Source organism: Komagataeibacter sp. FNDCR2, from assembly GCF_021295395.1.
Lineage (GTDB): Bacteria > Pseudomonadota > Alphaproteobacteria > Acetobacterales > Acetobacteraceae > Komagataeibacter.
This window is the reverse complement of record NZ_JAIWOU010000001.1, coordinates 2,698,622-2,724,227: the sequence shown is the minus strand read 5'-3', so window position 1 is coordinate 2,724,227 and position 25,606 is coordinate 2,698,622. Positions and strand designations below refer to the sequence as shown.

The 25,606-nt window shown below is 65.1% G+C and carries 19 protein-coding genes and 1 tRNA gene; 7 read left to right on the top strand and 13 right to left on the bottom strand.

Translation table 11 applies throughout. The features are described from left to right. Window positions 1-71: 71 nt before the first annotated feature. The gene (locus tag LDL28_RS12940; RefSeq protein WP_233058927.1) at window positions 72-1,043 is read left to right on the top strand and encodes a TIM44-like domain-containing protein; all 972 of its coding nucleotides are present in this window, start codon (window positions 72-74) and stop codon (window positions 1,041-1,043) included. Window positions 1,044-1,232: 189 nt separating this feature from the next. Here LDL28_RS12940 and LDL28_RS12935 read toward each other — a convergent pair whose 3' ends face one another. The 13 genes from LDL28_RS12935 to LDL28_RS12875 form a co-directional block, all read right to left on the bottom strand. Further along, window positions 1,233-1,379: a hypothetical protein gene (locus LDL28_RS12935; RefSeq protein ID WP_233058926.1), complete on the bottom strand. Its 147-nt coding sequence runs from the start codon at window positions 1,377-1,379 to the stop codon at window positions 1,233-1,235. 39 nt (window positions 1,380-1,418) lie between these two features. After that, on the bottom strand, window positions 1,419-2,384 hold the full coding sequence (locus LDL28_RS12930; protein ID WP_233058925.1) for a heme o synthase: 966 nt from the start codon (window positions 2,382-2,384) through the stop codon (window positions 1,419-1,421). Between the two features lie 2 nt (window positions 2,385-2,386). Then, window positions 2,387-3,751, bottom strand: a complete 1,365-nt coding sequence (locus LDL28_RS12925; protein ID WP_233058924.1) for a cbb3-type cytochrome c oxidase subunit I — start codon at window positions 3,749-3,751, stop codon at window positions 2,387-2,389. Between the two features lie 173 nt (window positions 3,752-3,924). Beyond that, the gene (locus LDL28_RS12920) at window positions 3,925-4,638 is read right to left on the bottom strand and encodes a class I SAM-dependent methyltransferase (RefSeq protein ID WP_233058922.1); all 714 of its coding nucleotides are present in this window, start codon (window positions 4,636-4,638) and stop codon (window positions 3,925-3,927) included. A gap of 226 nt (window positions 4,639-4,864) precedes the next feature. Beyond that, window positions 4,865-5,872 carry a glutathione synthase gene (gene gshB / locus LDL28_RS12915; RefSeq protein WP_233058920.1) on the bottom strand — a complete coding sequence of 336 codons (1,008 nt, stop codon included), beginning with the start codon at window positions 5,870-5,872 and terminating at the stop codon, window positions 4,865-4,867. 111 nt (window positions 5,873-5,983) lie between these two features. Beyond that, window positions 5,984-6,520: a transcription elongation factor GreB gene (gene greB / locus LDL28_RS12910; RefSeq protein WP_233058919.1), complete on the bottom strand. Its 537-nt coding sequence runs from the start codon at window positions 6,518-6,520 to the stop codon at window positions 5,984-5,986. Further along, window positions 6,514-7,407 (bottom strand): aldose 1-epimerase, encoded by an 894-nt coding sequence (locus LDL28_RS12905; protein ID WP_233059306.1) that lies wholly within the window; start codon window positions 7,405-7,407, stop codon window positions 6,514-6,516. The genes greB and LDL28_RS12905 overlap by 7 nt, the downstream gene beginning before the upstream one ends. Before the next feature lie 46 nt (window positions 7,408-7,453). Beyond that, window positions 7,454-9,700 (bottom strand): excinuclease ABC subunit UvrB, encoded by a 2,247-nt coding sequence (gene uvrB, locus LDL28_RS12900; RefSeq protein ID WP_233058917.1) that lies wholly within the window; start codon window positions 9,698-9,700, stop codon window positions 7,454-7,456. Window positions 9,701-9,770: 70 nt separating this feature from the next. Beyond that, the gene (locus tag LDL28_RS12895; RefSeq protein WP_233058915.1) at window positions 9,771-11,162 is read right to left on the bottom strand and encodes an AarF/ABC1/UbiB kinase family protein; all 1,392 of its coding nucleotides are present in this window, start codon (window positions 11,160-11,162) and stop codon (window positions 9,771-9,773) included. Continuing rightward, a complete protein-coding gene (locus tag LDL28_RS12890; protein WP_233058914.1) occupies window positions 11,143-12,993 on the bottom strand; it encodes a M3 family oligoendopeptidase in 1,851 nt (616 codons plus the stop codon). The genes LDL28_RS12895 and LDL28_RS12890 overlap by 20 nt, the downstream gene beginning before the upstream one ends. Before the next feature lie 196 nt (window positions 12,994-13,189). Continuing rightward, window positions 13,190-17,719: a glutamate synthase large subunit gene (gene gltB, locus LDL28_RS12885; RefSeq protein ID WP_370636394.1), complete on the bottom strand. Its 4,530-nt coding sequence runs from the start codon at window positions 17,717-17,719 to the stop codon at window positions 13,190-13,192. A gap of 5 nt (window positions 17,720-17,724) precedes the next feature. After that, window positions 17,725-19,179 (bottom strand): NAD(P)-dependent oxidoreductase, encoded by a 1,455-nt coding sequence (locus tag LDL28_RS12880; protein ID WP_233058912.1) that lies wholly within the window; start codon window positions 19,177-19,179, stop codon window positions 17,725-17,727. Between the two features lie 153 nt (window positions 19,180-19,332). Continuing rightward, window positions 19,333-20,235: a complex I NDUFA9 subunit family protein gene (locus LDL28_RS12875; protein ID WP_233058911.1), complete on the bottom strand. Its 903-nt coding sequence runs from the start codon at window positions 20,233-20,235 to the stop codon at window positions 19,333-19,335. A gap of 222 nt (window positions 20,236-20,457) precedes the next feature. Between LDL28_RS12875 and LDL28_RS12870 the strand changes: the two genes are divergently transcribed. The 6 genes from LDL28_RS12870 (at window position 20,458) to lptB (ending at window position 25,382) form a co-directional block, all read left to right on the top strand. Next, window positions 20,458-20,544, top strand: a tRNA-Leu gene (locus tag LDL28_RS12870). A 249-nt stretch (window positions 20,545-20,793) separates the two neighbouring features. Then, the gene (locus tag LDL28_RS12865; RefSeq protein WP_233058910.1) at window positions 20,794-21,441 is read left to right on the top strand and encodes a ribonuclease D; all 648 of its coding nucleotides are present in this window, start codon (window positions 20,794-20,796) and stop codon (window positions 21,439-21,441) included. 46 nt (window positions 21,442-21,487) lie between these two features. Then, entirely contained in the window at window positions 21,488-22,543 is a 1,056-nt protein-coding gene (locus LDL28_RS12860) for an SIS domain-containing protein (RefSeq protein WP_233058909.1), read from the top strand. Then, window positions 22,540-23,271 (top strand): LPS export ABC transporter periplasmic protein LptC, encoded by a 732-nt coding sequence (gene lptC, locus LDL28_RS12855; protein WP_233058908.1) that lies wholly within the window; start codon window positions 22,540-22,542, stop codon window positions 23,269-23,271. The genes LDL28_RS12860 and lptC overlap by 4 nt, the downstream gene beginning before the upstream one ends. Beyond that, window positions 23,272-24,603, top strand: a complete 1,332-nt coding sequence (locus LDL28_RS12850; protein ID WP_233058907.1) for an LptA/OstA family protein — start codon at window positions 23,272-23,274, stop codon at window positions 24,601-24,603. Further along, window positions 24,600-25,382, top strand: coding sequence for an LPS export ABC transporter ATP-binding protein (gene lptB / locus LDL28_RS12845; protein ID WP_233058906.1), 783 nt, complete (start codon window positions 24,600-24,602; stop codon window positions 25,380-25,382). Before LDL28_RS12850 ends, lptB begins: the two co-directional genes overlap by 4 nt. Window positions 25,383-25,606 lie beyond the last annotated feature (224 nt).

Sequence of the window (25,606 nt, the reverse complement as noted above, 5' to 3'; positions counted from 1 at the left end):
GCGGCCGGATTACGGACGGGCCGCACGGATAAAGATGGTTCCGACACAGGATTACAGATACCCTGACCCAGATGAAGAAAATTTCTCCCCACGCAACCCCGCGTAAAAACCTCGCCCTTGCCGCCGTCGCGGCCCTGACCATGCTGCCGCTGCTGGCCCATCCCCATGTGGCCGATGCCCGTGCGGGCGGTGGCTATTCCATGGGAAGCCGTGGGGGACGCACCTATAGCGCGCCTGCGCCATCCCAGACCGCGCCCTATGGCGCAACACCCTTCCAGCAGACGATGACGCCACGCCAGATGCCCGGCTACGGCTCGCGCATGCCCTTTGGGGCGGGCGGCATGGCCATGGCGCGTCCCCGCCACCCGTTCATGAACGGGTTCATGGGCGGGCTGATTGGCGCGGGCCTGTTCGGCATGCTGTTCGGGCATGGCATGTTCGGCTCAGGCATGGGGGGAAGCGGCTTTCTTGGCCTGCTGATCCAGTTGGCGCTGGTCTTCTTCATCGTGCGCTGGGCCATCCGCCGCTTTGGCGGCATGGGTGGCAATGCGGGCGCCGCCCCGCTGGGCAATCCGCTGGGGGGCATGGCGCAGGCCGCCGGTGCGCCACCGCAGGGCCGCCAGCAGCCGGTCGGGGTCGCCATTACCACCGCCGATTATCAGGCCTTCCAGCAGGCGCTGATCAATATCCAGACGGCATGGAGCCAGCAGGACGTGCGCGCCATGCAGCACATGGCCACGCCGGAGATGGTCTCCTATTTCAACAACCAGTTGAGCAGCCTGGCCAGCCGTGGCGCACGTAATATCGTGTCGGACATCCGCTTCGAACGCGGCGATCTGGCGGAAAGCTGGCGTGAAAACGGGTTTGATTACGCAACGGTCGCAATGCGGTATTCGATGATCGACATCACGACCGACATGACCGGTCGCGTGATCGAGGGGGATCCCGTCAACCGCACCACCGTAACCGAACTCTGGACATTCGTGCGTTCGGCCGGAACGGGAAGCTGGCTGCTCTCCGCCATCCAGCAAACGCCCCGCTGACAGCACGCCCGCCACACCCTCAAGTACCAGCCTGTATCCCTGTGATGCAGGCTTTTTTTATGGTGATGGAGGGAAATTTGCTTGCCCGATGGGGCTGATCCGCAAATTTAAGAACACCGCCTTTTTGCAAAAAGGCGACATCCAAAAACTCTTATTCTTTTCTATCAATCACTTATTTCAAACAGGGTCTTATAGATGCGCAAGGCTCAGCGCATACAGGACCACCGCCAGCGCCGAGAGCGTGATGGCCACGCCACGGATGCGCCCCTTATGCCGACGGGCTGCTTCCTGTGCTTCCTGCTGCGGTGTGGCGCGCAGGGTGGTAACCTGTTCCATCAGCCCAACTCCCGTAAGAATGAAAAATTTTCCGGCCGCTTAATGGGCGATAAATGCATGATCGGCCAGCAGGCCACAGAACAGCAGGAACAGGTAAAGCAGCGAATAGCGGAAGGAATACCGGGCCGGACGATCCCCTGTCAGGCTGACCCCGTTCGCATCCTGCCTGTCCCGCAGCACCTGAATGGCGAAGTAAATGAAACCCAGCCCCAGCGCGGTCGCCACGGCCGTATAAAGCCAGCCAGCCTGATGCGTGAACGAGGGCACCAGCGACACGGCCATCAGCATGATCGTGTACCACAGGATCTGCCAGCGCGTATGGCGCGCGCCCCGCACCACCGGCAGCATGGGAATGCCCGCGCGCCCGTAATCCTTGCACGCATATAGCGACAGGGACCAGAAATGCGGTGGCGTCCACAAAAAGATGATGCCGAACATCACCACGGGCATGATCGCCATGGATCCCGTTGCCGCCGCCCAGCCGATCATGGGGGGGAACGCGCCCGCGGCACCCCCGATCACGATGTTCTGCGGTGTCGAACGCTTGAGCCACATCGTGTAGATCACGGCATAGAAGAAAATGGAAAATGCCAGGATACCCGCCGCAAGCGCGTTGGTCGCGAGCCACATCAGAATGACCGATGCGGTGGACAGCCCGATGCCATAGCCCAGCGCGGCCTCCGCCCCGATCCGGCCATCGGGGATGGGGCGGGTGACCGTGCGTTTCATGACCGCATCGATGTCGCGGTCATACCACATATTGATGGCGCCCGCCGCACCCGAGGCCATGCAGATGCACAGGATGCTGACAGCGGCCACCAGCGGATTGAGCGGTCCCGGCGCCATGGCCAGACCGGCGGCCCCGGTAAAGACCACCAGCGAGATGACACGCGGCTTGAGCAGCACCAGCCAGTCCCGCGCCAGCGTGCCGACACGGCTGGCGTCATAGGTAATGGCGGCACTGGCACTCTGTGCCGCATCGGGCGTGGTGGCACTGCCGCTCATGATCAGGCGTCTCCGCGCGTGGGGGAAGGTGTCCGCCATTCCGGCGTATAAGCGCCCGGACCCCAGTAATTATCCGGCAGCGCCGCCGCCGGGCGCAGCCCGGCCTGCACCACGATACCGGCAAAAACCAGCATGGAAAGCCCCATGAGCACGGCCCCCATCACCCCCGGCATACCGTGAAAGGCCAGCAGCGACAGTGCGGTTCCGCCTACCGTCAGCCCGAAATGGACACGGCTGGCCATGACCGGCGCGACATGGCCCACCATCTTGCCGATCCAGTAATAGAACCCGGCGAACATGGCGAACATGGCGGCGTACAGCGTTGCCGCATGCACATCGGCCATGCCGCCGGGCAGAAGCGACATGATGGAACCGACCACCAGCAGCGCCACGAATCCGGCGGCCCATTCCACCGGAACGGCGGCGCGCATATGGCCCGCCCGCACCGTACGCGCCCATGCCGCCAGCACGGCCAGCACCGGCAGCACGATCAGCCCAAGCTGCACCATGGCCATGGGGGCGACCATGCCCACCAGCCCGCCATGCAGCAGGTCATGCACCCATACCGAGGCCCCGCCCACGGACATGACCACCAGCGCCCCCAGCACCACGCGCGGCATCCGGAGCGGCGTTGCGGAAAATGTCTCTATGATCTGTGATACGATCCCGATGGAGGGCAGCAGCAGCAGCGCGATCTCGGGGCCGGTAAAGACGTGCAGCAGCGCATCGATATGCGGCGACATGTCGCCACCGGCCAGCAGGATCCGGGTCAGCCCACCGGCCAGCACCGGCATGACCATGACGGCCATCATCGCGCTCAGGCCCTGCGCCCATACGAATATCGGCAGGTCGCGCAGCTTCTGGCCAATCGGTCCCATGTTCAGCACGGTCGCGACCATGGTGATGGCCTGAAACAGCATGCCCAGGCACCACCCCATCAGCGCGAGCACGGAAACCCAGCCGGGCACGGCGGGTGAAAGACCGGCCATGACGGCAATGAAGCTGGCCGCCACAAGCGCCCAGCCCGCCAGCGCCACGCGCGGGAAGGCCAGCGCGCGGGCACGCAGCAGCAGCGGCACGAACCAGTTGCCAAACCCGCCGGTCAGGGCCGGCAGGGCGCAGAAGAACACCATCAGCATGCCATGGCGGCGGCCAATACGCTCGACAGCACCCGCCACATTCCCACCCGCCCAGGCGGAGAGCAGGGCATGGGGCAGCAGGCCGGCCTGAAGGCTTACGGCCAGCAGCCCACCGGCCAGGCCCGCCACAATCGCCATGACGAGGTACAGCATGCCGATGGTCCGGTAGGCACGGTTTCCGCCCGCCTGCCTTACGCCATCCGCCCCGAACCCGGTGCCTGTGGGCATATGATCACTCCCTGCTGCCATGCGCCGCTATCCGGCATGGCCAATCGTTACCATGATTTCATCATATACCGCGACTTATACACAAAAACGACCCTGTGGGCCGCTCTGGTGGTCGCGCAAATGTCATTTCAGCCCTGCCCGAAAGGCAGGGCTGCCTGTCAGCGCCTGGGTGCTCAGGCCACCATGGGGCTGGCGCAGGTGCCTGCCTCACGTTCCAGCGTGACAAGGGTAAACAGCCCGGCGGGCGGCACCGGCTGCTGCGTCGCACGCCGCAGGTCGGCGGGCGGCAGCAGGGATTCGATGGCGAAATCCGGATGCCAGCCCAGCGAATGCGACGCCCGCGCCATGCCGCGTTCCACCGCCAGCCGGACACCGCCCTGCGCCAGGAAGTGGTTGACGAACAGGATATGGCCACCCGGCCTGACCACGCGCTTGAGTTCGGCCAGCAGGGCACGCGGGTGCGGCACGACGGACGCCACGAACATCGCGACGGCGATGTCGAACGTGCCATCGACGAACTGCGTGGCCTCGGCATCCATTTCCAGCAGGTTGTCCACGTTGGACAGCCGCAGGCGGCGCACACGCTGGCGCGCGCGCTCAAGCATGTCACCCGACAGGTCGATACCGGTAATATGCTTGTTCGCGCGGTAATAGGGCAAGGCTAGGCCGGTGCCCACGCCCACTTCCAGCACGCGCGTGCCGGGCAGGCTGTTCACGGCCTCGACCGCGCGCTTGCGCCCGAAGGCGGAAACGCTGCCGAACAGCGCGTCATACACCCCGGCCCAGCGCCGGTACGCCGCCTTGACCGCCGCCGCGTCCAGCGCGGATTTGGGCGAAGGGATTTCCACAACCTTTTCGGATGCTTCATCATGCAGAACGTCGCTCATCAGGCTGTTCCCATGCCCTGGCCATGAAAGAAGGCCCGTTGCGCCCCCTTTCGTGCTGCATCCGCCATGATCAAATCCATCCCGTTGTGCTGCTGCATTACAATCCCACCTGACCTGTCCGCGCGCCGTATCGGCCCACGTGACCGCATGCAATCCATATCAAATGTCAAACCGCATGGCACGACAGTTGCGACCATCGCGCCCGTTCCCAATACCGTTTCCATTCCTACGCGTTCACACCGCCCGTGACCAGACGGGATACGATCGCATCCCAGATCAGGCCCGCCGTATTGACGCCATCAAAGCGGTCGATCTCCTGCAATCCGGTCGGGGATGTTACATTGATTTCGGTCAACCACTCCCCGATCACGTCGATTCCTACAAAAATCAGACCCTCGTCACGTAGTAACGGTCCAATGGCGTTACAGATTTCATGGTCGCGCGCGGTCAGTTCCGCCCGCACGGGGCGACCCCCCACATGCATGTTGGACCGGGTCTCGCCTTCCGCCGGGATGCGGTCGATCGCGCCGACGGGCCTGCCATCGACCAGGATGATGCGCTTGTCCCCCCTGCGCACGGCGGGTTCGTAACGCTGGATCATCAGCGGCTCGCGCGAGCGGGCGAAGTGCATTTCCAGCAGGGAGTTGAGGTTGGGATCCCCGGGCTGGATGCGGAACACGCCGGCACCACCATTGCCGAACAGCGGCTTGACGATGATGTCGCCCCATTTTGCGCGAAAGGCCTTTATGGCCTGCGCATCCCATGTCACCAGCGTGGGGGGCATGAGATCGGGATAATGCGTGACCAGTATCTTTTCGGGCGCGTTGCGTACGGCCGCGGGATTATTGACCACCAGCGCCCGGTCCGGCCCCACGCCGTGGATATGTTCGAGAATATGCGTGGCGGTGATGTAGGCCATGTCAAAAGGCGGGTCCTGGCGCATCAGCACCACATCCATGGTGGACAGGTCGATGACCTGCTCCGCGCCGTATTCGGCATGGTCCCCCGCCCTGCGCCGCACCGTGACCGGGCGGGCCCGGGCCGTAACGCGCTCCGCGCGCGCGGCGTGGGGGGTACTGCGTCCCTCGCTCAGGCTCAGGGCCTCGACCTGATAGACGAACAGCTCATAACCGCGTGCCTGCGCCTCCAGCATCAGGGCAAAGGTTGAATCGCCATTGATGTCGATACCGCCTAGCGGGTCCATCTGGACGGCAACCTTCAGGGGGCGTGGCATGTAAGCACTTTCTCCGCACGAAACAGGGCCGGTCTGCGCCGGGTGTCATGAACTGAAACCTTCAGCGACTAATCGTCATAATATGCCTTCAGCCACACGGCCAGCCCCCCATTAGGGCAAAGGCGGGTAGGAGATGGCCATGACCTCGATCATTTCCTCGCCACGCGGGGTCATGAGCCTGACCTCATCGCCCACGCTGGCGCGCATGAGCGCACGCGCCACGGGCGAGACCAGGCTGATCTGCCCCGCCGCCATGTCCGCCTCATCCACGCCGAGGATCGTGACCGTCCGTTCCTCATCCGCTTCCGTCGCGTACGTAACCGTTGCGCCAAAAAACACGCGGTCACGCTGCTTCTGGGCGGCGGGATCGACGATGATGGCGTTATCGATCCGCTTTGTCAGGAAGCGGATGCGGCGGTCGATTTCGCGCAGGCGGCGCTTGCCATACTGGTAATCACCATTTTCCGAACGGTCGCCATTGCCCGCCGCCCACGATACGATTTCAACAATCTTCGGGCGTTCATCGCGCAGCAGGACATTGAGTTCCGTCCGCATGGCCGCAATACCGCCGGGTGTAATATAACATGTCAGGCCGCCCGCGCCCGGCCCGTTCCCTTTTGGCGCGGCAGGTGAGCGGGCCGTCAGCATCGCGCCACGGTCATGCGGATATGCCCCTCCATCCTCTGCCCCGGCGCCAGAACACGGATGCCGCTATCGGCGATGACGGTGCGGTTGAGGCCGTCATTCATGTTGCTGACCGGCTCCACGCCGATATAGGGCTGCTCCGGTGGGGTGAAAAGCACCAGATGGCGCAGTTCCGGGCTGCTTTCGAGTGTGAGGGCATATCCCTCGCGCGGCCAGCGCAGGAAGGCGCTGCCCGACCATCCAGCATAGCAGTTATCGATGGGCGCATGGCCCGCGTCGCGCATATGGGCGAACGACCACTCGCCTTCCGCCGGGACGCGCAGGGCGGGCATGTGGTCCGGCCCGTTGGTCCACACGCTGCTGGCGACAAAGCCCAGGCGCAGGCCCGCATGGCGCGGAAAATACGGATGGAAGCCCATGCCCACAGGCTGGTCGCGCGTATCGGCGTTTTCCACCATGATGCCGATGGACAGGCCGTTTTCACGCAGGTCGTAGCGCAGTTGGGCGCGGTAGCTGAACGGCCACTGGCCCGCCAGTCCATGCACGGGCGCGTGGTAGAGGCTGAGTGTCGCGCTGCTGTCGGAAAGCATGTCGAGCCGCCAGCGCCGCTGCCAGCCATTGCCGTGGATGGCGCAGTTCTCCCCCGCGAAGCTGGGCGTGAGATGATAGTCCACACCTTCGAATCGGAACTGGTCGCCCGCGACGCGGTTGGAAAAGGGCACCAGCGGATAACCCGCCACCGCGCGCCCATGCTGCGCGACCAGATGCGGGTCGATGACCGGGCGCAGGAAATCCATGCCGCCGCTGCGCCAGAAGGCGATGCTGCCGCCCAGGTCGGGCAGAAGCCCCAACGTCGCCCCGCCCGCGTTAAGCTCCAGCGTGGTCGAGATTTCACGCTCCCGCTGGCCGGTACAGGGAAGCTGGAAGGATTGGGTCCTATCGTCCACGCCGTCTGCCCCTGCCCTTTGCCTGTTGTGGGTCATAACCGCCCCCGCCCGGCCCCAGCGGCACCGGGCCGCCACGGTTGCGGCGCGCGATGGCCTTGGGGCTGGTGCCGGGCCTGCCCGCGCTGGACTGCGGCAGCGGGGGCGGGACCATGCCCAGTTCCAGGGCCTCGAGCCTGCGGATCTCGTCGCGCAGGCGGGCGGCGGTTTCGAATTCCAGTTCGGCCGAGGCCTCGCGCATCTTCTTTTCCAGATCCGCGATGGCGGCCTTGTAATCCTTGCCGACCATTTCGTGCACGCTGCCATCCGCCGTGGGGGCCACGGTGACATAATCCTGCTCGAACACCGAGGAAATCACATCCCCGATCTGCTTGCGCACCGATTGCGGGGTAATGCCGTGCTCGGTGTTCCACAGGCTCTGCTTTTCGCGCCTGCGGGCCGTTTCCTCGATGGCGTAGCGCAGGCTGTCGGTCATCTTGTCGGCATAGAGCAGCACGCGGCCATCCACGTTACGCGCCGCGCGCCCGATGGTCTGGATGAGCGAGGTGCGCGAACGCAGGAAACCTTCCTTGTCCGCATCGAGAATGGCGACGAGGGAGCATTCGGGAATATCCAGCCCCTCACGCAGCAGGTTGATGCCGATCAGCACATCGAACGCGCCCAGACGCAGGTCGCGGATGATCTCGATGCGCTCCAGCGTATCCACGTCCGAATGCAGGTAGCGCACGCGAATCCCCGCCTCGTTCATGTATTCGGTCAGGTCCTCGGCCATGCGCTTGGTCAGGGTGGTGACCAGCACGCGCCCGCCATCGGCAATGGTCTGGCGGCACTCGGCCAGCAGGTCATCGACCTGATGCTCCACGGGGCGGACGATGGTGACGGGATCGATCAGCCCGGTGGGGCGGATGACCTGCTCGGCAAACACGCCATCCGTGCGCCGCATTTCCCACGGGCCGGGGGTGGCGCTGACGAATATGGTCTGCGGACGGTAGGAATCCCATTCGGCGAAGGTGAGCGGCCGGTTATCGAGGCAAGACGGCAGGCGGAATCCGAATTCCGCCAGCACCGATTTGCGCGCATGGTCCCCGCGTTCCATCCCGCCGATCTGCGGCACGGTCACATGGCTTTCATCCACGATCAGCAGCGCATCCTCGGGCAGGTATTCAAACAGGGTGGGCGGCGGCTCGCCCGGCGCGCGGCCGGACAGGTAGCGTGAATAGTTCTCGATCCCCTTACACACGCCGGTGGTCTCGATCATTTCCAGGTCGAACGTGGTGCGCTGCTGCAGGCGCTCGGCCTCCAGCAGCTTGCCATCGGCCGTGAAGGTGGCCAGCGTGTCGCGCAGTTCCTGCTTTATGCCGCCCATCGCCTGTGTCAGCGTGGGGCGCGGGGTGACATAATGGCTGTTGGCGTAAATGCTGATGGATTCCAGATCGCCCGTCTTCTCCCCGGTCAGCGGATCGAATTCGGTGATTTCGTCAATCTCGTCACCGAACAGGCTGATACGCCATGCCCGGTCCTCGTTCTGGACGGGGAAGACGTCTATCGTCTCGCCCCGCACGCGGAAGGTGCCGCGCTGGAACGCCGCGTCATTGCGGCGGTACTGCAGTTCGACCAGTCCCTTTATCAGCCGGTCGCGGTCGATCTCGCCACCGCTTTCGAGCTTGACCACCATGCGCGAATAGGTCTCGACCGAACCGATACCGTAAATGCACGAAACCGAGGCCACGATGATGACATCGTTACGCTCCAGCAGCGCCTGGGTGGCGGCATGGCGCATGCGGTCGATCTGCTCGTTTATCTGGCTGTCTTTTTCGATATACGTATCCGACCGGGGCACGTAGGCCTCCGGCTGGTAGTAATCGTAATAGCTGACAAAATACTCGACCGCGTTATCGGGAAAGAACTGCTTCATTTCCGCGTAAAGCTGGGCGGCCAGCGTCTTGTTGGGCGCGAGGATGAGGGTGGGCTTCTGCGTGGCCTCGATGATCTTGGCCATGGTGAAGGTCTTGCCCGACCCGGTAACACCAAGCAGGACCTGGTCGCGCTCGCCTTCCCCCACGCCCCGGACCAGTTCGGCAATGGCCGTGGGCTGGTCGCCCGCGGGCGCGTAGGGTGAGGTGACGCGGAATGTGTTTGTCTTGGGCTTTGCGGCCTGACGTTCCGGCTGGAACAGGACGGGCCTGTCCGCCGGGTCGATGTCGGTGGTCTTTTTCTTCCTGCGGGATACTGTCGCCATGACTAGGGAAAATGGGGACAAACCCGCCCCAGCGCAAGGGCCGCGTTCGGGTGGGCCGTCCCCGCCCCCATCATGGCGTCATGCCTAGCGGCGGGGGAACGCGGGCGGCGCGCAGGGCGGCGGCCTGACGTTGCGCAAGGCCCGCCTCATCAAAATCGGCCGCCATTTCCTGAAACAGCCGGTGCCAGTTGACCTTGGCCCCCAACCGCAGGAACACGCTGCCCAGCCCCACGGCCGAACGGTCGACCAGCACGAATTCGCGCGGCGGCTGCACGCCCCCCGTGCGCTTGAGCCCGGCATAGACACGCTCGGCCACGGCGCGGCCATATTGCGGGTCGTTATCTTCCTGAATGAAGCGTTCGCGGTCATCGAGCAGCGGGCCATAGATGAACCGCGCCCATTCATTGAGCACGCGCATCGTATCGCGCGACATGTTGGTAAAGCCCCATGCCTGATACGCCTGATAGGCCAGATCCTCGTCATCCGTCTCGATGGCCTTATGCAGGTCGATGATCCCCTGCACGAAACGGGAGGGGAAAATGCGGATGGCGCCGAAATCCAGCAGGTTGATGCCGTAATCGTCGCGCACGGTGAAGTTGCCCATGTGCGGGTCGCCATGGATGACGCCGTAACGGTACAGCGGCACATACCATGCCCGGAACAGCGCGCAGGCCATGCGGTTGCGCGCCTCCTGCGAGGGATTGGTGTCCAGCACCTTCTGGATCCCCCGGCCATTCACCCATTCCATGGTGAGCAGGCGCTGGGTGCACAGCGAATCGATGGGGGCGGGCACGGTGACATCGGACTCCCCCGCCAGCATGAGGCGATAGAGCCGCATGTTCGCGGCTTCGCGCTGGTAGTCGAGTTCCTCGTACAGCCGGTCCTGCAACTCATCGAGAACGTCATCCTGACGGATGGTGTTGTCCAGCCGGTAGAACAGCCCGACCGCCATGCGGAACTGCTTGAGATCGGATTCCACGGTCGAGCGCATATCGGGATATTGCAGCTTGCACGCCACCTCCCGCCCGTCGGGCAGGATGGCGCGGTGTACCTGACCCAGGCTCGCGGCGGCCGAGGCCTCGCGGCTGAAGGCGCGGAAGTTGCGCTCCCAGTTCGGCCCCAGCTCGGCGGACATGCGGCGGCGCACGAAGTTCCAGCCCATGGCGGGCGCGTTAGCCTGGAGCTGGGCCAGTTCCTTGGCGTATTCCTCAGGCAGCGCGCCGGGAATGGTGGAGAGAAGCTGCGCGCCCTTCATGAGCGGCCCCTTGAGGCCGCCCAGCACGCTTTTCAGGTCTTCGGCATGGACATGCGGGTTGGACCTGAAGCCCATCTTGTGGCCCGCGATACGCGCGGCGATGCCGCCAACCGTGCCCGACGTACGCACCATGCGGCGGAATTCGCCAAACAGGCCGGTATTGTCGAGATTCCGTTCATCCGCCACGTCAGACACGCTCCAGCTCATCAATAAATCCGGCGATCACGTCCAGCCCCTTCTGCCAGAAGCCCGGGTCCGCCGCATCCAGCCCGAAGGGGGCGAGCAGTTCACGGTGCCGCATGGTCCCGCCAGCCCTGAGCATGTCCAGGTACTTGTCCTGAAAACCGGGATGCCCGGACCGGAACACCCCGTATAGCGCGTTTACCAGACAATCGCCAAAAGCGTAGGCATAGACATAGAAGGGCGAATGGATGAAATGCGGGATATAGGTCCAGTAAGCATCGTAATCCGGCGTGAAGTTGAAGGCCGGGCCAAGGCTTTCCACCTGTGTCTGCCGCCAGATTTCGCCAATGCGCGCGGGCAGCAGCTCCCCCTTGCGGCGTTCGTCATGCACCAGTGTCTCGAAACGGTAGAAGGCGATCTGGCGCACCACGGTATTGAGCATGTCCTCCACCTTGGCCGCGAGCATGAGCCTGCGGCGCGCGGGATCGGCCTGCGCATCCAGCATGGCGCGGAAGGTCAGCATCTCGCCAAACACGCTGGCGGTCTCGGCCAGCGTCAGCGGCGTGTTGGACATGAGATAGCCCTGCCCGCCCGCCAGGACCTGATGCACGCCATGGCCCAGTTCATGCGCCAGCGTCATGACATCGCGCGTGCGGCCACGGTAATTGAGCAGGAGATATGGATGCGCGGACGGCACGGTCGGGTGCGCGAACGCGCCCGACGCCTTGCCGGGCACGGGTGGGGCGTCGATCCAGGCATGGTCGAAAAACTGCCGGGCCACCTGCCCCATGCGCGGATCAAACCCCTCATACGCCGTCATGACCTGCTCGGTCGCCTGCCGCCACGAAATCAGCGGCTCATCCTGCGTGGTCAGCGGGGCGTTACGGTCCCAGTATTCCAGCTTTTCCAGACCGAGCCACTTCGCCTTGAGCGCGTAATAGCGGTGGGACAGGCGGGGATAGGCCTCGGTCACGGCCTGCACCAGCGCATCGACCACTTCGTCCTCGACCATGTTGGCGCAGTTGCGCGCCGAAGTCGGGCGTGGGTAGTGGCGCAGCCCGTCCACGATGGCCTTGTCCTTCGCCAGCGTGTTCGTAACCAGCGAAAACAGCTTCACATTGCGCCCCAGCACATCGCCAATCGCCTGGGCGGCGGCCGCGCGCCGGGTGCGGTCGGGGCTGGACATGACATCGAGCGCGCTGCCCAGCGTGACCTCCTCGCCCCCCAGCCGCACCCGCATGTCCGCCATCGTCTCGTCAAACAGGCGGTTCCATGCCGCCGCCCCCGTGACCGATTTCTCGTGCAGGACGGCCTCGACCTCATCGGAGAGCTGATAGGGGCGGAAAACCCGCAGGTCGCGCAGGAACGGCCCCCAATGCGCCAGCGCCGTGTCCTGCATCTGGGTGGCCAGCACATCATCGGGGATACGGTTGATTTCGAGCGTGAAGAACAGCAGGTGGGTGGAAATGGCCGTCAGCCGTTCATTGATCGACTGCGCGAAACGCCCCACGCCCGAATCCGATGTATTGGCCGCGAACAGGAGCTGGGCATAGGATCCGGCCCGGCCCAGCACTTCGTCAATGCGCTGGTATTCCGCGATGGCCTGCGCCAGTTCGCCGCCCTTCAGGCTGGCCAGACGCCCCTGCCATGCGCGCGAGAACGCCTGCGCGTCCTCATCCGCCTGATCGAGGTCGGTGGCGAGCACGGTGGAGTCCGGGCTGTCATACAGATCCGACAGATCCCAGCGCGGCAGTCCCGCAAGGCCGGGCCCGCCCGAGGTCTGACCCGCTTCCTCCCGCACGGTGGAGACAGTGGCGGCACCCGCCACGGAGGCCGAAAAATTCGCTTTGGACATTGATCGAGCACCACCCATCAGATCGGGCGGAACCTGCGCATCCACACCGGCCCCGCGATTCTCATTGCCACAAATCTAGTGCGTCACGGCGCGGCGTGCGACCCCACGGGACCAGATTCAGCCCTAAAAACAGACGGAGCCGGACATTGCTGCCCGGCTCCGCCATCATTTATCGGGGCGGGAACTCACGCCCGTATCATGCGCCCCGCGCCAGGGCCGGGGCTTCGAAGCCAATGACACGCGCATATTCCGTCGGCACCACCTGCCAGAAGCGCGGCAGGGTCCGGTCCCAGTTATGCAGCAGCAGTTCGGCGTAACGGCTGCCGGTTTCGCGGGCATGGGTCTCGACCTGCTCACGCAGCACCGCTTCCCATTTCGGATCCTGCACGCGGCACCACATGACCGTATCGGGGTTCACGCGCTCGGCAAACGTGCCGCTGGCGTCATAGACGAACGCCATGCCGCCGGTGAAGCCCGCGCCGAAATTGTCGCCAATCTCGCCCAGGATCACCACCAGGCCGCCGGTCATGTATTCACACCCGTTCGAGCCACAGCCCTCGACCACGGCGGTCGCCCCGGAGTTGCGCACCGCGAAGCGTTCACCCGCCTGCCCCGCCGCGTACAGCGCGCCAGCGGTCGCGCCATACAGCACCGTGTTGCCGATGATCGCGTTCTCGTTCGATACGAGGCTGGAGGAAGGCGAGGACCGCACCACGATGGTCGCCCCCGAAAGCCCCTTGCCCACGTAATCGTTCGCATCCCCCAGCACTTCAAGCTTCAGGCCCTGCACCGCGAACGCGCCCAGCGACTGCCCGGCCGAGCCACGCAGCCGCACGGTCAGGTGCCCCGGCGCCAGCGTGGCCATGCCGAACTGCCGCACGATAAGCGAGGAAATGCGCGTGCCGATGGCGCGATGCGTGTTCTGCACGTTGTACTGAAGCTGCATCTTCTCGCCATGGTCGAACAGCGGCCGCGCATCGGCGATCATCTGCGCATCCAGCGTCTCGGGCACCTCGTTACGGCCTTCACGCGTGCAGAAGCGGCCATAGGGGCCGGGATCCGCCTGCGCGAGCAGCGAGTTGAGGTCGAGGTCATCCAGATAATCCGCCCCACGCAGCACCTGGTGCAGCAGGTCGGTCCGGCCGATGATCTCATTGAGCGTGGAGAAACCAAGCGAGGCGAGGATGTTGCGCACGTCCTCCGCGATGAAGGAGAACAGGTTGATCACCTTCTCCGGCGTGCCCTCGAACTTGCGGCGCAGTTCCTCATCCTGCACGCACACACCCACCGGGCAGGTGTTGGAGTGGCACTGCCGCACCATGATGCAGCCCATGGCCACGAGGCTGGCCGTGCCGATGCCGAATTCCTCCGCGCCCAGCATGGCGGCGATCACCACGTCACGCCCGGTTTTCAGCCCGCCATCGGTGCGCAGCTTCACGCGGTGGCGCAGGCGGTTGAGCATCAGCACCTGATGCGCCTCCGCCAGCCCCAGCTCCCACGGCATGCCCGCGTACTTGACCGAGGATTGCGGGCTGGCCCCGGTGCCGCCGGAATGGCCCGAGATCAGGATCGCATCCGCCTTGGCCTTGGCAACACCCGCGGCGATCGTGCCGATGCCCGAACGCGCGACCAGCTTTACGGTCACCGTGGCTTCGGGGTTGATCTGCTTGAGGTCGTAGATGAGCTGGGCCAGATCCTCGATCGAGTAGATGTCGTGATGCGGCGGCGGCGAGATCAGGGTCACGCCTTCGGTCGCATGGCGCAGCTTTGCGATCAGGCCCGTGACCTTGAAGCCGGGAAGCTGCCCGCCCTCGCCCGGTTTCGCGCCCTGCGCCATCTTGATCTCGATTTCGCGGCAGTCATTGAGGTACTGCGCGGTCACGCCAAAACGGCCCGACGCGATCTGCTTGATGGCGGAAGACGCGTTATCGCCATTGGCGCGCGGCTTCGCACGCGCCGGGTCTTCTCCCCCCTCGCCCGAATCGGACTTGGCGCCGATGCGGTTCATGGCGATGGACAGGGTCTCGTGCGCTTCGGGGCTGAGCGCGCCAAGCGAGATGCCCGGCGCGATCAGGCGCTTGCGCAGTTCGGTGATGCTTTCGACCGATTCCACGGGAATGGCCGTGCGCCCGCCCCGGAAGTCCAGCAGGTCGCGCAGCGCCACCGGCGGCTGGCGGCGCACCGCATCCGCGTAACGCTGGTAGGTGGAGAAGCTGCCCGTCGCCACCGCCGTCTGGAGGATGTGGATCATGTTGCCGTCGAACGCATGGGTTTCCCCGCTGCGACGCAGCTTGTAGCGCCCGCCGACCGACAGGGATTCCACCTGCCGGTTCCAGGCCTTGTGGTGGAAGCTCAGCACGTTGCGCGCGATGCCGGTCAGCCCGATGCCGGAAATGCGCGAGGGCATGCCGGGGAAGAATTCCGCCGTCAGGGCGCGCGACAGGCCCACCGCCTCGAAATTGTATCCACCGCGATAGGACGCCACGATGGAAATGCCCATCTTGGACATGATCTTGAGCAGGCCCTTGTTGACCGCCTTGCGGTACCGCTCCACCGAATCGGACAGCGACAGGTTGCCGAACAGCCCCCGGCGGTGCCGGTCGGCAATGCTTTCCTGCGCCAGGTACGGATTGACCGTGGTGGCCCCCACCCCGATCGTGACCGCGATGGCATGCACGTCCAGCGCCCCGGCCGAGCGGACATTGAGCGAGGTGAACGTACGCAGCGACTGGCGCACCAGATGGGTATGCACCGCCGCCGTGGCCAGGATCATCGGGATATAGGCGCGCTCGCCCGACTGGTGCTCATCGGTCAGGAAAACATGGGTGCAGCCCTGACGCACGCGGTCCTCGGCCTCGGCGCGGATGCGGGCGATGGCCGCGCGCAGCCCGGCCTCGCCCTCGGCGGCGGGGAAGGTGCAGTCGATGATGCAGCTATCCTTGCCGCAGAACTCGACCAGCGCCTGGAACTCGCCCGTCGTCAGCACCGGGGAGGGAAGCTGGAGCAGGTCGCACTGCGTCTCGCTTTCCTCCAGGATGTTGCCCAGGTTGCCCAGCCGCGTCACCAGGCTCATGACCCGCGTTTCACGCAGGCTGTCGATGGGCGGGTTGGTGACCTGGCTGAACGCCTGGCGGAAGTAATGCGCAAGGCCACGGTAACGGGTGGACAGCACCGCAAGCGGTGTATCGTCCCCCATCGAGCCGATGGCCTCGGCCGCGTTCTCCACCATGGGCTGGAGGATCGTCTCGAGATCTTCCAGCGTCAGGCCCACGGCAAGCTGGCGGCGGCGCAGGGTCTCGGCATCATACAGCACCGGCTCGCTGCCATCGGGGCGCACGATGCTGGAGATTTCCTGCGTGCGCTTCACCCAGCTTGAAAAATCCTGCCGGCCCGAAAGCGTGTCGAGCAGTTCGTCGTTGCTGTACAGCTTCGCCGTTTTCAGGTCGAGCGCCAGCGACTGCCCCGGCCCCAGCCGCCCGCGGCTGACGATGTCGGCTTCGGGCACCTTGACCATGCCGGTCTCGGATCCGACGATCAGCAGGCCACTGCCGGTAATGGTGTAGCGCAGGGGGCGCAGGCCGCTGCGGTCAAGGCCCGCCACCATCCACCGCCCGTCGGTCGCGCACAGCGCGGCGGGACCGTCCCACGGCTCCATCACGGCGTTGCAGTAGGAATACATGTCCTTGTGGCGCTGCTTCATGGCGGAATTGCCGCCGATGCTGGCCGGGATCATGAGGCAGCGCGCCATGGGCGCATCACGCCCGGCGAAGGTCAGCAGTTCGAACACGTTGTCGAAGCACGCCGTATCCGAGCCCTGCGCCTGCACGACGGGCTTGAGATCCTCCATGAACGGATCCAGCACCGGATCGGCCAGCCGCGTCTCGTGGCTTTTCATCCAGTTGACGTTGCCCGAGATGGTGTTGATCTCACCATTATGGGCAAGGCGGCGGAACGGCTGGGCCAGCTTCCATGTGGGGAAGGTGTTGGTCGAGTACCGCTGGTGATAGATCGCGAAGCGGCTGACGAAACGCGGGTCCAGCAGGTCGGGATAGAACACGGTCAGGTGTTCGGCCAGGAACATGCCCTTGTAGATCAGCGAACGGCACGACAGCGAGCAGACATACAGATCCACCTGGTTGGCGATCGCGCTTTTCTCGATCCGGCGGCGGATGACGTACAGGTCGCGCTCGAATTCCTCTTCCGCGCTGCCGGGCAGGTTGCGGATCAGGATCTGCTCGATTTCGGGGCGGGTGGCGTTCGCTTTCTCACCGATGCAGTCGGTGTTGATCGGCACCTGACGCCAGCCATAGATGCTGTAGCCGAAGGCGAGGATCTCGCTTTCGATGATCTGGCGGCAGCGTTCCTGCGCCGCGATGTCCGTCTTGGGCAGGAAGATCATGCCCACGGCGATCTGGCTGTCCACGCCGCCTTCGGCGCCGCCCGCGTGGATGGCGTCGGCAAAGAAGTCCTGCGGGATCTCGACATGGATGCCCGCGCCATCGCCGGTCTTGCCATCGGCATCGACCGCGCCACGGTGCCACACGGCCTTCAGCGCCGCGATACCGGCTTCCACCACGTCACGCCGTGGCCTGCCATCCAGCGCGGCGACCATGCCCACGCCGCAGGCGTCATGCTCCTGCGTGGGGTCGTACAGGCCGGAAATGGCCTTCGCGTTGTCTTCCCATTCCTGCACGAAGCCGGTGGGCTGCCGTTCGATCTGGTCCATCATGCTTACTCCGCCACCTCGGCCTGCGCCGCCATCATTTCCTCAAGCCAGCGGTGCATCTGCGCCGCCGCATCCCGTCCGTCACGGATCGCCCACACCACAAGGCTGGCCCCGCGCACGATATCGCCCGCCGCGAACACGCCCGGCAGGCTGGTCATGAATGTCCTGCGGTCAACCATGAGCGTGCCCCAGCGCGAGACCTCCAGCTCCGGCTGCCCCCACAGCGTGGCCAGTGGTTCGGGGTCGAAGCCCAGCGCCTTGACCACCAGGTCGGCCTCCAGCGTGAAGGTGCTGTTCTCTACCGGCTCGACCGACTGGCGGCCGCTGGCGTCGGGCAGGCCCAGCTTCATGCGGCTGGCGCGCACGCCGGTTACCGTGCCGTCGCCCTCGAACGCCAGGGGGGCGGCGAGCCACACGAACTCGACCCCTTCCTCCTCGGCGTTCTTCACCTCACGCACGGAACCGGGCATGTTGGCGCGGTCACGGCGGTACAGGCATTTGACCGACTTGGCGCCCTGCCGGATGGCGGTGCGCACGCAGTCCATGGCCGTATCGCCGCCCCCGATCACCACGACCGACTTGCCCGTGGCGTTCAGTTCACCGCTGTCATATTCGGCCACGCTGTCACCCAGCGAGACGCGGTTGGAGGCGGTCAGGTAATCCAGCGCGCGCACGATCCCGCCCTGCCCCGCGCCCGGGCCGCCAATGTCGCGCGATTTGTACACGCCCGTCGCGACCAGCACGCCGTCATGGCGCGCGCGCAGGGTGGAGAACGCGATGGTGTCCGCCCCGTCCGTATCGCCCACATCCTTGCCCAGGTGGAAGGTGACGCCCGAGTCCAGCAGCAGCCTGTGCCGCCGCAGCACGATGTCCTTTTCCAGCTTGAAGCCGGGAATGCCGTACATGAGCAGGCCGCCGATGCGGTCGTAGCGGTCATAGACATGGACCTGGTAGCCCATCTCGCGCAGTTGCACCGCCGCCGCGAGCCCGCCGGGGCCGGCGCCGATAATGCCGACGCTCTGCGTGCGTTCGCTTACGGGCACGACCGGCTTGACCCAGCCGTTATCGAACGCGTTGTCGGTGATGTAGCGTTCCACCGCGCCGATGGTCACGCTCTCGAATCCCTCCTCGATCACGCAGTTGCCTTCGCACAGGCGGTCCTGCGGGCAGATGCGGCCACAAATCTCGGGGAAAGTGTTGGTGGCGGAGGAAATCTCATAGGCTTCCTCCAGCCGGCCCGCCGCCGTCATCATCAGCCAGTCGGGGATGTTGTTGCCCAGCGGGCAGTGCACCGAACAGAACGGCACGCCGCACTGCGAACAGCGCGAGGACTGCTTTTCCGCCATTTCCGTGGCGAAGGGCGCGTAAATCTCGTTAAAGTCCCTGCGGCGCGCCTCGGCAGGCCGTTTGTCCGGCTGCTCCTGCGCCACAGAGACGAATTTCAGCATGCGCTCGGCCATCGGTCTGCCCCCGGTCTGCTTGAAGGTGAAGGACGCGACGGACGCAGCACGCGCCCCGCGACGGGCACAGGTCTACGCAACACCTCAGCCCAATAAAAGGCAGCAGTACTGACCTTACTGAAAAATTAGCCGGAAAATACCAGAATTCCGGCCCTAGGGCGCGTCCGTCAGGATCAGATCCAGGGGGGCGGGCGTGATCCCCAGCATCTCGATCGTGCGCGCGCCGGGGGCTACGACATTATCGACATAGAGCAGGCGCACCTGGTCGCGGGTCAGCATCCTGCCGGGCAGGTGCTCCAGCACCCCGGCCTGAAGGTTGGCCAGCCAGCGCGGCACCGCGAAAAGTGGCCGCAGATGCCCGCCCCACCGCATGGCCCACGCCACGATCTCGCGCATGGTCAGTACCTGCGGACCACCGAATTCAAAAATGGCGCCCGCCACGTCGTCATGCCCGGCGAGACGGAAAATCCCCTCCGCCACATCCCCCACCCATACCGGCTGGAAGCGGGTAGCGGGGGCGAAGACCGGCATGACCGGCAGCAGCCGGGCCATGCGCGCGAACATGTTGGGAAAGGAACCGCCCTGACCGAATATGAGCGACGGCCGCACGATCACCGCCTCGGGCATGTACTGGCTGACAATGGCCTCGCCCGCCGCCTTGCTGCGGGCATAGGCCGAAGGGCTGTCCGGCTGCGCGCCCAGCGCGGAGACATGGATGAGCCGCTCCACCCCCGACGCCGCGCACAGCCGCGCGATCCGCCCGGCCCCCTGCACGTGGATCGCTTCGAACGTGGCCGCGCCACGGGGCGAGAGGATGCCCACGAGGTTGATGACAAGGTGGCTCCCCTCGATCGCGGCGACGCAGGCCGCCTCATCCGTCACGGACGCCACCACCGGCACCACCTGCCCCACATCGCCCAGCATGCGCAGTTGCGCCGCCATGGTGGCCCTGCGCCCCGCCACGCGCACCACGTAGCCCGCGCGCGCCAGCCGCCCGACCACGGGCTGCCCCACAAACCCGCTCCCGCCAAAAACCGTCGCCACCCTGCGCGTCATAGCCTGCTCCTGAATTGGGGCCGTGATTGTCCGTTGCACGTTTTTCGCATTTCCCGGCGGGGGGAGACAGTCAATTTTCCCAGACTTCCCGCCGCGGCGGATGGGCGATACGGAAAAAACGCGCCTGATTTCAAAAAAATGCATTTAGCCTGTTGACCGCCCCCGCCAGCCGGACTAAACACCGCCTCACACCACCCCGGCGCACTGCCGGGGAGCCTCTGAGCCCAGATGGCGGAATTGGTAGACGCGCAGGTTTCAGGTACCTGTGGCCGCAAGGTCGTGGAAGTTCGAGTCTTCTTCTGGGCACCATCTCTTTACATTACTGGATACCACACCCCTCCGGGGGCCGGTCAGGACAGCCCCTCGGGGACTGTCCCGTTATCTTTTTTGCCTGTTCGCCGGTTCAAATTGGTGTAAACCGCCCACGAATACACAGATTACGTACAGGCCCACCCCGGCGGCATCCGGTGGGGCGATAACGGCAACGGCTTGCCTTGCTTGCGGTTGCGTTCCAGACCTGCCACCGTGAACCGAATATCGTGACGGAGCATTTTCCAGATGGCTGCAAGCCCGACATCCGACCGCATCCATTTCCATCGCGGCGATCTGCCCGCCGATGTGACCTTTTCCGGTGCGGTCGCTGTTGATACGGAAACGATGGGCCTGAACCCGCATCGCGACCGGCTGTGCCTGGTCCAGCTTTCCGGCGGGGACGGCCATGCCCATGTGGTCCAGATGCCCGCTGGCGTCACGGCGGGGGACTGCCCCCATCTGGTACACGTGCTGACCCGTCCCGACCTGACCAAGCTCATGCATTTCGCCCGCTTCGACGTGGCGATCCTGCAATACACGCTGGATATTACCGTGGCCCCGGTCATCTGCACCAAGATCGCCTCCAAGCTGGTACGCACCTATACCGACCGCCACGGGCTGGCCCATCTGTGCCGGGAACTGGTCGGGGTGGAACTGAGCAAGCAGCAGCAATGTTCCGACTGGGGCGCGCCGGACCTGACACCCGAACAACTGGCCTATGCCGCATCCGACGTGCTGTATCTGCACGCCCTGTGGGAAAAGCTGGAGGCACTCCTGCACCGCGAGGGACGGCGCGAACTGGCCCAGGCCTGTTACGATTTCATGCCCGCCCGCGCGCGCCTTGATATCCTTGGATACGGGGAACCCGATATCTTCGCGCACCGGGCCGCCTGAGCGCGCGCCCGGTCAAGGCGGGATATTCACGACGATAAGGTCGGGCATGAACAGCAGCCTCTCACCCTCCTTCACGGCCATGAACGGCGCAAGCGAAGCCCAGTCGCGCGCCCACATGCTGCAACAGGCATGCAACGTGCTGCGCACCGAATCCGCGGGGCTTCAGGCCATGATCACGGCGCTGGAAAGCGCCGGGCCGGATGCGGCCGACGGGCTGGGGCCTGCCTTTGTCATGGCGGTGGAGCGCATCCTGTCGGGCCACATGCGGGTGGTGGTGACGGGGATTGGCAAGTCCGGCCATATCGGGCGCAAGATCCAGGCGACGCTGGCCTCCACCGGCACGCCGTCCATTTTCGTGCATCCGGCCGAAGCCTCGCACGGGGATCTGGGCATGCTGCAAAAAGGCGACGCCGTACTCGCCATTTCCAATTCCGGGGAGACGGCGGAACTGGCCGACATCATCTCCCACGCGCGCCGCTTCGGGCTGCTGCTCATCGCCATGACCTCGCGCATGGAATCCACGCTGGCCCGCACGGCGGATATCGTGCTGCCCCTGCCCCGCGCGCCCGAAGCCTGCCCCATCGGCCTTGCCCCCACCACAAGTTCCACCATGCAGCTTGCGCTGGGGGATGCGCTGGCCATCGTGCTGTTGCAGCGCCGGGGGTTCAACGCCAATGATTTTGGCGTGTTCCATCCCGGTGGCCGGCTGGGCACGCAGTTGCGGCGCGTGCATGAACTCATGCATCACGGCAAGCGCATGCCGCTGGGCCACCCCGCCATGCCGCTGCGGCAGGTCATCATGGAAATGACGCGCAAGACCTTTGGCTGCATGGGCGTGGTGGATGAAAGCAACCGGCTGATCGGCCTGATCACGGACCGTGACCTCCGCCTCGCCCTGGAGCAGGATCTGGAAAACACCTGTGCGGCGGACATCATGAACACGGCCCCGCAGACCATCGGGCCGGATGTGCTGGCGGCCGAGGCCCTGCGCATCATGAATGACCGACCGCGCCCGATCTCCAGCATCTTCGCGCTGGATGAGGAAGGGCACCCGGTCGGTATCGTGCATCTGCACGACCTGCTGCGCGCCGGCGTTGCATGACCGAACGGCCTGAAGACAGGGAAAGCGATCCCAACCCGATCCAGCGCGAGGACTACAGCCGCAGCGCCGCCGATATCGAGCGCCAGCGCAGCATATTCAACCTGTCCGACCGCGCGCGCCTGCTGCCCGATGCCGAATCCCTCGCGCGGCGGCAGACGATCCTGCGTTCGGCCAAATGGATGCTGCCGCTTCTGGCGCTTGTCCTGCTTGGCTCCATCGCCGCCTGGCCCGCTGTCGAGCGCGCGGTGATCATGCATACCGGCACCATGGCGCAGATGAGCCATGTGCGCGTGAAAAGCGGCAGCATGCTCAACCCCACCTATCGCGGGCTGGACGACCACGGCCATCCCTACATGATCACGGCCGATGAGGCGCGCCAGGTCCCCCCCGAACGGATCGACCTGACCAACGCGGCGGCGGACATATTGCTCGACAACCGGAACTGGATGTATGTCACGGCACGCGATGGCGTGTATATCCAGCACAGCCAGATGCTGGACGTGACGCATGATGTGACACTCTATCGCACCGATGGGACCATCCTGCTCAGCCCCAGCGCGGATATCGACATGCGCCACAACATCATCGTGTCCGATAGCTGGATACATGCCGAAGGGCCGGTGGGCGTGCTGGACGCGGCGGGCTGCATGCTGGACACGCGCGCCGGAATCATGATGTTTCGCGGCCCCGGCCGCATGGTCCTCAACGCAGCGGAAAGAGCGAACTAGATGGCGCGCGTAACCCTTCACCTGCCATTGGGCGGCATCGTGCTCGGACTGGTCGCGGCGGGACCGGCCATGGCGCAGGGGCTGGACATGTCCCAGGGGCAGCAGATCAACGTCACCGCCGCCGGTGGCTTCAACTGGGACCAGAACGCGCAGACCGTCACCGCCTACGACCAGGCGCAGGCCACGCGCGGCGATCTGACCGTACGCGCGGACCGTCTGGTCGCCTATTACCGTAAAAAGGAAGCGGCGGCCCCAACGGCTTCGGCGCAGTCCACGACGCCCGCGGCGCAGCCACCAGGTTCCGACGCCCCGCTTTCCGCCCATCTGGGCATCGCCCCGCCGATCGAAACCCGCCGCCCCCATATCGTGGAGGACACGGCGCAGCCCGCGGGCACGCCCACGCCCCCCCAGCCCAACGGGCCGCCCGCCGCCGGCGCGGCCGCGTCGCCCACCGACCCGGATGTGGATACCAGCCTCGCCACGTCATCGGACGTGCTGCCGCAGGATCTGCCCATACCCGACACCGCCGCCCCCAGGGGCGCGCCCGGCGGTGACGCAGCGGCGGGCGCGGATGCGAATAATGGCGGCGCGCCGGGTTCCGGCGGCTCGGGCGGGGCGAGCGAGGTCTATCGCCTTGAAGCCACGGGCCATGTCCATGCCTTCAACACCAACGACCAGGCATGGGGCGACCATGCGGTGTACGATATGGACCAGGCCATTCTGGTCATGACCGGCCAGCACCTGAAAATGACCGCGCCACAGGATATCCTGACCGCGCGCGACGTGCTGGAATACCATTCGCACGAACACATGTCCGTCGCCCGTGGCGATGCGACCCTGACCACCAATGACGGGCGGCAGATCCGTGCCGATGTTCTTGTCGGCTACGACAAGCCCAAGGCCCAGCGCGACCACCCCCACGAAACCCGCGCCGCCGCCACCACCGCCCCCGGCACGGTGCCCGACGCCTCCGTGCCCGATACGGCACCGGCCCACCCTGCCGGGGCCGTCGCCGCTTCCCCCGCGGCAAATGACAGGCCCGCCCCCGGCGCGGGCACGATGGACCATGTAAATGCGTTCGGCCATATCGTGATCCGCACCCGCACCGAAACCGTGACGGGCGACCGGGGTGTCTATGTGCCGGACACGGGCATTGCCCGGCTGGTGGGCAACGTGCATATCACGCGTGGGGAAAATCAGGTCAGTGGCGCGGCGGCCATTGTGAACATGCACACCGATATCGCCACATTGACGGATAGCCCCGGCTCACGGGTCAGTGGTCTGGTCATACCGAACCAGGCCAGCAAAGGTGACAAGGGATCAGCAAAATGAACATCACAGCCCCCGCAGGCGACCCCGAAGCCACCGACCAGCAGGTCGTTCCCCCCTCCACCGGACTGATCGCAAGCGGTATCGGCAAGAGCTACAAGAAACGGCAGGTCGTGCGCGATGTCTCGCTGCAGGTGCAGCGTGGCGAGGCCGTGGCCCTGCTCGGCCCGAACGGCGCGGGCAAGACGACCAGCTTCTACATGATCGTGGGGCTGGTACGGCCCGACATGGGCACCATCACCCTTGATGGCGCGGACATCACCCAGTTGCCCATGTACCGCCGCGCACGCATGGGCATTGGCTACCTGCCGCAGGAATCGAGTATTTTCCGTGGTCTGAATGTCGAGCAGAACATCATGGCCGCCCTTGAGATCGTCGAATCCGACCCCGACCGGCGGCAGACCATGCTCGATGGCCTGCTGGGGGAGTTCGGCATTACCCGGCTGCGCCATTCGCCCTCGCTCGCGCTGTCGGGTGGTGAGCGCAGGCGGCTGGAAATCGCCCGCGCGCTGGCCAGCCAGCCGCATTATGTGCTGCTTGATGAACCGCTGGCCGGTATCGACCCCATCGCGGTGGGGGAAATCCGTGATCTCGTCGCCCACCTGAAGGACCGGGGCATCGGCGTGCTGATTACCGACCATAACGTGCGCGAGACGCTGGAAGTGATCGACCGGGCCTACATCATGCATAGCGGGCAGGTGCTGACGGAGGGACGGCCCGAGGAAATCGTGGCGAACGAGGATGTCCGCCGCGTCTATCTTGGCGAAAAATTTACCCTTTAGCGTTACAACCCGTGACCTGTGGCGGCAGGCCCGTATGCAAGCCCCCCGCCCCAATAAAAACCTGCGCCCTTTTATGCAAGGAAGGCATGGACAGCCACGGTGCAACCATGCCCAAATGTACCCGTTCGGGACCGTGTGCCCGACAGGTACAACGCAACAGCCACTATCATGCAGGCCGTACGGGAGCAGGAACGTCCCCCTTTATCCATAGCAATAGCTGAGTG